This window comes from Pantoea sp. R102, assembly GCF_004916815.1.
Taxonomy (GTDB): Bacteria; Pseudomonadota; Gammaproteobacteria; order Enterobacterales; family Enterobacteriaceae; genus Pantoea; species Pantoea dispersa.
Genome location: NZ_SDFT01000283.1, coordinates 1 through 7,222 on the forward strand (window position 1 = coordinate 1; position 7,222 = coordinate 7,222).

A 7,222-nucleotide genomic window follows, 5' to 3' on the forward strand; every position below is an offset into this window, starting at 1 on the left:
CGGCATCGGCGGTCTGGGGCACATGGCTATTCAGTATGCGGTGGCGATGGGGCTCAACGTGGCGGCGGTCGACATCGACGACGATAAGCTGGCGTTTGCAAAACGGCTCGGTGCCAGCGTGGTTGCCAATGCGAAGCAGGTCGATCCGGCGAAAGTGTTTCAGGAGAGCTTTGGCGGTGCGCACGGCGTGCTGGTGACGGCGGTCTCGCCAAAAGCGTTTGAACAGGCGATCGGCACGCTGCGTCGCGGCGGCACCATGGTGCTTAACGGCCTGCCACCAGGGAAATTCGATCTCTCGATCTTCGACATGGTGCTGGATGGCATCACGGTGCGCGGCTCGATTGTTGGCACGCGTAAAGATCTGCAGGAGGCGCTGGATTTTGCCGGTCGCCATAAGGTGAAAGCGAATGTCGCGGTTGAGCCGCTGACTAACATCAACGATATCTTTGCGCGCATGCACGCCGGCAAAATTGAAGGGCGTATTGTGGTGGATATGTCGCTGTAGTGACGCTGAGCGGACCGCGTGGCGCCAGAGCATCGCGGTCCGCTGTGGCTAAGTCATTAACTGCTGGCGAGCAGCGCCTCCAGCTCCACGCGGCTCGTCACTTTGCTGTCAATTTTAATGTAAGCACTTTTCTCTTCCGGCACGATAAACACCGACGCCACGCCGGGCTGCGCGCGCAGCCGCTTCTCCAGATTCGGTACCGCCAGCACCGCATCGCTCAGCACCAGGCGCAGGCTGCTGACGTACGGCGGCTCCTGCATCGACATGGCGACAAACAGCCATGCAGCAGCCACTATCGCGCCGACCAGAAACACCGTTTGCGCATCGAAGTGGCCGAAAATCCAGCCGCCCAGGCTGCCGCCAATCGCGACGCCAATAAACTGGCTGGTGGAATAAATCCCCATGGCCGTGCCTTTGTAGCCCGCCGGCGACTCTTTGCTGATCAGCGACGGCAGAATCGCTTCCATCAGGTTAAAGGCAAGGAAAAACAGCTGCACGCCAATCACCAGCGTCCAGAAGTGGCCTGCGGCGCCCCACAGCACAATTTCCGCGATGATGATCAGCGCCACGCAGCCGACAAACACCCGCTTCATGCGGCGTTTTACCTCGGCATAGATAATAAACGGCACCACGGCGACAAACGCCACCAGCATGGTCACCAGATACACTTTCCAGTGTTCAGCCGCCGGGAAGCCCGCCTGTTCAAACTGGCCCGGCAGCGCGACGAAGCTCGACATCAGTAAAATGTGCAGACAGAGAATGCCGATATTCAGCTTCAGCAATTTGGGATTGGCCAGCACTGCGCGAATGCTGCCTTTGACCATGCCGGATTCGCGGTTCAATACGTGGCCCGGCGCATTGGGCACTACCAGCAGGGTGATCACGATACCCAGGCTGGCGAGCAGGGCAATCATCCAGAACAGCGCGTGCAGACCCAGCGCGTGCGTGACAATCGGGCCGACCACCATGGCAATCGCAAAGGTAACGCCGAAGCTGATGCCGATAAACGCCATCGCTTTGGTGCGGTTCTGTTCACGGGTCAGGTCTGACAGCAGCGCCATCACCGCCGCGGCAATGGCACCGGAGCCCTGCAGCGCACGACCAAGGATAATGCCCCAGATGGAGGTGCTGGTGGCGGCAATAAGGCTACCAAGCACAAACAGCAGCAGGCCACCGACAATCAGCGGCTTGCGGCCGATACGGTCGGACAGCAGACCAAAGGGGATCTGAAACACGGCCTGCGCCAGACCATAAATACCAATTGCCAGACCGATCAACGTTTCGCTGGCGCCCTGTAAAGCCATACCGTAAGTGGTCAGTACCGGCAGGACCATAAACATTCCCAGCATGCGCAGGGAAAAAACTGTGCCTAAACCCCATGTTGCCCGAAGCTCAACTGGTGTCATTCTATTATCGTTCATTCCAACCTCTGTAAGTTTATGCCCCTGGGACTTCAGGTTGCAGCGGCACAGGTTGCGCGCCCTTATCTGCGACCCGGCTCACCGGGGCATGCAGCGCTTATTTTAGAAAGCAGGGCAGGGCGGGTAAAACAATTGTTTTTAAGCAGTGGTAACAAAAAGAAAGGGCGCGAAATTCGCGCCCTTGTCCGGAGTAACGGTCTGACTTACCAGACGTAAGTCAGCAGGTCCTTAGAGGCCGGGGCCATAAAGTCCACCGACATCATCACGCTCAGCGCAGTGATGGCGACAATGGAGAACACGAACAGTTTACGCGCCCAAACTTTGTCGTTTGAGGTTTTGTAACCTGACAGTGCCATACCCAGCCACCACACGCTGACGGCGGCAGCCACCACCAGATATTTGTAGCCAGCATAACCGCCCAGCGACAGCATCAGCGTGGCAATCATGAACGCCAGGATGTACAGCGTAATATGATTTTTCGCCACGGAGATGCCTTTCACCACCGGCAGAACCGGAATATTGGCGGCCTGATAATCTTTGAAGCGGAAGATGGCAATCGCGTAGGAGTGCGGCATCTGCCACAGGCTAAAGATAGCCAGTAAGATTAACGCGCCGGCATCAAACTGGTTGGTCACCGCGCAGTAGCCAATCACTGGCGGCGCAGCGCCAGAGAGGCTGCCAATCAGCGTGCCATAGACCGAATGACGCTTCATGTAGAGGCTGTAAATGCCGACATAGACGACGAAGCCCATCACCGCCAGCCACATGGCCAGCGGGTTAGCGCCAAAATACAGCAACGCAAAGCCAGCAATACCCAATGCGGTTGCATAAACCAGGCTTACTTTCGCCGAGATCAGGCCTTTGACCAGAACACGGTTCCGCGTTCTCTCCATTTTGATGTCGATGTCGCGGTCAATCACATTGTTGAATACACAACCGGATGCGACCACCAGCGAAACGCCCACCAAAGCGACGAGAAACAGGGGGTAATCAATGCTGCCTTTTGAAGCCAGCAGGAATCCACCGATCACAGAAATTAAATTGCCGAAAATAATTCCTGGTTTTGTTACTTGCAGGTATTGCTTAATCATTACGCGTGACTCTTTAGTGGGCCATCATGTTGTAGTTGAGGTTCCACATAATCCACAGTGAGCCAATCACCACAATCAGGATAATGACTGCGGAGAAGACAATGGCCACCATGTTCCAGCCACCCTCGGATTTGCTGTCCAGATGCAGGAAGTAGACCAGGTGCACCAGCACCTGAACCACTGCACACACCAGAACCACACCCAGAATGGTGCCGTGAGAAGCACTGCCATCCATCACCATCCAGAACGGGATCGCCGTCAGGATGATCGAGAGGATGAAGCCGATCATGTAAGACTTCACGCTACCGTGAGATGCACCATGTTCGTTTACAGAATGACTCATTACATGGCCCCCATCAGATAGACAACGGTGAATACGCAGATCCACACCACATCCAGGAAGTGCCAGAACAGGCTCAGACACATGATACGGGTGCGGTTGGTGGCGCTCAGACCGCGTTTAGCGATCTGGAACATCAGCACGGCCATCCAGATCAGACCAGAGGTCACGTGCAGACCGTGCGTACCGACCAGAGTAAAGAAGCCAGACAGGAAGCCGCTGCGGTCAGGACCGAAACCTTCCTTGATCAGGTGATGGAATTCATAGATTTCCATCCCGATAAATCCGGCACCGAACAGGAAGGTCAACGCCAGCCAGCTGATGACCGAACCTTTGTTCTGGTTGTTCATCGCAATCACTGCCATACCATACGTGATGGAGCTCAGCAGCAGCAGCGCGGTTTCAACCAGCACAAACGGCAGTTCGAAGATATCTTTACCTGCCGGGCCACCGGCAGTGTTGTTAACCATGACCGCATAGGTCGCAAACAGGGTTGCGAAGATAATGCAGTCACTCATCAGGTAGATCCAGAAGCCAAAGACTTTATTGGCTCCCGCATCGTGATGCCCATGCTCCGCATGGGCGTCGTGGTGGTGTTTAACGGTTTCAGTTGACATTATTTCAGACCTGCTTTGCTGATGTCATCAAAGTGCTTCTTCTCGATCTGCTCGATTTCAGCAACCGGTACGTAGTAATCCACGTCTTCATCGAAGCTCTTCACAATCCAGGTCACGATGGTGCCAAGGAAAGTAAGACCTGCCAGCCACCAGATGTGCCAGATCAGGGCAAAACCGAAGACTGTCATGAAGGCAGCGATAACAATGGCCGCGCCGCTGTTTTTCGGCATATGAATTTCTTCATATTTTTCTGGCTGCTTGTACGCTTCGCCTTTCTCTTTCATTTCCCAGAACGCATCACGCTCGTGGATATGTGGGATCACAGCAAAGTTGTAGAACGGCGGAGGTGAAGAGGTTGCCCACTCCAGCGTACGGCCGCCCCACGGGTCACCGGTCAGATCGCGGTTCTGCTCACGGTCACGTACCGATACCCAGAACTGGATAAGCTGGCACAGGATACCGCAGGCGATCAGCGCTGCACCGCCTGCTGCAACTACCAGCAGAGAGTGGAACTGCGGATCGATGTCCTGGCTCAGACGACGGGTCATCCCCATGAAGCCCAGCGCGTACAGCGGCATAAAGGCAACGAAGAAGCCGATGATCCAGAACCAGAAAGCACGTTTGCCCCAGGTTTCGTTCAGGGTGAAGCCGAAGGCTTTCGGGAACCAGTAGGTCACGCCAGCCATACAACCGAACACCACACCACCGATGATAACGTTGTGGAAGTGTGCAATCAGGAACAGGCTGTTGTGCAGCACGAAGTCTGCGCCTGGTACCGCCAGCAGTACGCCGGTCATCCCACCAACGGAGAAGGTGACCAGGAAGCCGATGGTCCACAGCATCGCCGAGTTGAACTCGATACGACCCTGATACATGGTGAACAGCCAGTTAAAGATTTTCACCCCGGTCGGAATCGCGATGATCATCGTCATGATACCGAAGAAGGCGTTAACGTTCGCACCGGCACCCATGGTGAAGAAGTGGTGCAGCCAAACGATGAACGACAGAACGGTAATGGCGATGGTTGCCCACACCAGCGAGGTGTAACCAAACAGACGCTTTTTCGAGAAGGTGGCCGTGACTTCAGAGAAGACACCAAACACCGGCAGAACGAGGATGTACACCTCCGGGTGACCCCAGACCCAGATCAGGTTGACGTACATCATCATGTTACCGCCCATATCATTGGTAAAGAAATGGAAGTCGAGGTAACGATCAAGCGTCAACAGTGCCAGCGTCACGGTCAGAACCGGGAACGCAGCGATAATCAGGACGTTAGTACACAGTGCTGCCCAGGTGAATACCGGCATCTTGAACAGGTCCATGCCCGGTGCACGCATCTTCAGAATGGTCACGAAGAAGTTGATACCGGTCAGCGTGGTACCAATACCGGAGAGCTGGAGACTCCAGATCCAGTAATCGACCCCGACGCCAGGACTGTATTCTGCCCCCGAGAGCGGTGGATAAGCCAGCCAGCCGGTCTGTGCGAATTCGCCCACACCCAGTGACAGGTTAACCAGGATCACACCGATAGCGGTGAACCAGAAGCTCAGGTTGTTCAGGAACGGGAAGGCAACGTCACGGGCACCGATTTGCAGCGGAACCGCGATGTTCATCAGACCCACCACGAAAGGCATCGCCACGAAGAAGATCATGATCACGCCGTGAGCGGTGAAGATCTGGTCGTAGTGGTGCGGTGGCAGTATGCCTGCTTCCCCGGCGGAAGCCATCACCTGTTGGGTACGCATCATTACCGCATCGGCAAAGCCGCGCAGCAGCATGACAAAGGCCATGATGATGTACATGATACCCAGTTTTTTGTGGTCGATGGAGGTTAACCATTCAGACCACAGATACTGCCATTTACCGAAATAGGTAATAGCAGCGATCAGCGCCAGACCACCAATGATGATACCGGCGACCGTAACCATGATAATGGGTTCATGGTAGGGCACTGCATCCAGTGTTAATTTTCCGAACATCGTATTATTCCTCGGCTCCCGCAGCTGCGGCGTGATTCATGTCCATGCCTTCGTGCGACATGTCCATTTTCCCGTGGCTCATCATGAACTTATCAATAACCTGCTTGAACAGTTCCGGATTCGCAGTTGAGAAATATTCCACCGGGTGATTTTCGCTTGGCGCAGCCAGTTTTTCGAAATCATCCATGGTGGTCAGCGTGTTAGGTGCCGCTTTAACTTTGGCAACCCACTGCTGGAATTCCGCATCGTCTTTGGTGGCAATGGCTTTGAACTTCATGCCAGAGAAACCGCGACCGCTGAAGTTAGCAGAGATACCGTCGAACGTACCTGGCTCGTTGGCGATCAGGTGCAGTTTGGTCTGCATACCCGCCATGGCGTAGATCTGGCTGCCGAGCGTAGGAATAAAGAAGGAGTTCATAACGGAGTTCGAGGTGATCTTGAAGTTCACCGGAGTATTTGCCGGGAAGGCAATCTGGTTGACGGTTGCAATACCCTGTTCCGGGTAGATGAACAGCCATTTCCAGTCCAGTGCCACTACGTCGATCTCAACCGGTTTCACGTCAGAGGCCAGCGGTTTGCTCGGCTCCAGCGCGTGGGTTGATTTCCAGGTCAGCACGCCGAGGAAGAGAATGATCAGGATCGGAATGGTCCAGACCACGGCTTCCACTTTGTTAGAGTGTGACCAGTTAGGGCTATACTTCGCGTTGGTATTGGTTGCCCGATATTTCCAGGCGAACACAACAGCCATTAAGACTGCCGGAATAACGACGATCATCATCAAGCCGAAAGCTGTCAGAATCAGTGAACGTTGCTCCAGTGCAATCTGTCCCTTGGGATTTAACAACGCACTATCGCAGCCGCTGAGTAATACAGCGCCTGCAATTAATGACAAAATCCCCAAACTTTTATTGTATTTCCTGAGTCTCATTTAACGACCTCAATGACAAAGGGCTCTATTGTCGTTTAAGTGTGCGCGCATTTTACGGGAAGGTTTATGCAGTGTAAACCAGCTTAAGGATGTGTCAGAAGGCTGTTGACACCTTTTGCTAAGGGTGTCACAGATGTTGCGCAGGGTGACAAATTATTAACTGCGACAAGCAGTTGGCGGCAATATAACAAAAACCAATGACATTAACCGCAGAGAAAACAGGGAAAGCATAAACCGGAGTTTTAATACTCATTTATTTAACAATTCTGCATCATTTTGGCGATGAAATTTCTACAAATTAATTGCTCACCGGATTTAAATATTACTCAGAATTGTTA

7 protein-coding genes are annotated in these 7,222 nt (G+C 53.9%); 1 reads left to right on the top strand and 6 read right to left on the bottom strand.

The features are described from left to right. The coding region (locus ERD80_RS21700; protein ID WP_168926311.1) for a zinc-binding dehydrogenase at nucleotides 1-505 on the top strand (505 nt) is incomplete at its 5' end. A 56-nt stretch (nucleotides 506-561) separates the two neighbouring features. Here ERD80_RS21700 and ERD80_RS21705 read toward each other — a convergent pair. The 6 genes from ERD80_RS21705 to cyoA form a co-directional block, all read right to left on the bottom strand. Then, complete coding sequence (locus ERD80_RS21705) at nucleotides 562-1,926, bottom strand: MFS transporter (protein WP_031279651.1); 1,365 nt, start codon at nucleotides 1,924-1,926, stop codon at nucleotides 562-564. Nucleotides 1,927-2,129: 203 nt separating this feature from the next. Then, nucleotides 2,130-3,017, bottom strand: coding sequence for a heme o synthase (cyoE, locus tag ERD80_RS21710; protein WP_021507178.1), 888 nt, complete (start codon nucleotides 3,015-3,017; stop codon nucleotides 2,130-2,132). 13 nt (nucleotides 3,018-3,030) lie between these two features. After that, the gene (locus ERD80_RS21715) at nucleotides 3,031-3,360 is read right to left on the bottom strand and encodes a cytochrome o ubiquinol oxidase subunit IV (RefSeq protein WP_022549333.1); all 330 of its coding nucleotides are present in this window, start codon (nucleotides 3,358-3,360) and stop codon (nucleotides 3,031-3,033) included. Next, nucleotides 3,360-3,974, bottom strand: a complete 615-nt coding sequence (locus ERD80_RS21720) for a cytochrome o ubiquinol oxidase subunit III (RefSeq protein ID WP_021507179.1) — start codon at nucleotides 3,972-3,974, stop codon at nucleotides 3,360-3,362. The genes ERD80_RS21715 and ERD80_RS21720 overlap by 1 nt, the downstream gene beginning before the upstream one ends. Next, the gene (gene cyoB, locus ERD80_RS21725; protein ID WP_021507180.1) at nucleotides 3,974-5,956 is read right to left on the bottom strand and encodes a cytochrome o ubiquinol oxidase subunit I; all 1,983 of its coding nucleotides are present in this window, start codon (nucleotides 5,954-5,956) and stop codon (nucleotides 3,974-3,976) included. The genes ERD80_RS21720 and cyoB overlap by 1 nt, the downstream gene beginning before the upstream one ends. Nucleotides 5,957-5,960: 4 nt before the next feature. Continuing rightward, complete coding sequence (gene cyoA, locus ERD80_RS21730; RefSeq protein WP_031279652.1) at nucleotides 5,961-6,884, bottom strand: cytochrome o ubiquinol oxidase subunit II; 924 nt, start codon at nucleotides 6,882-6,884, stop codon at nucleotides 5,961-5,963. Nucleotides 6,885-7,222: the final 338 nt, after the last annotated feature.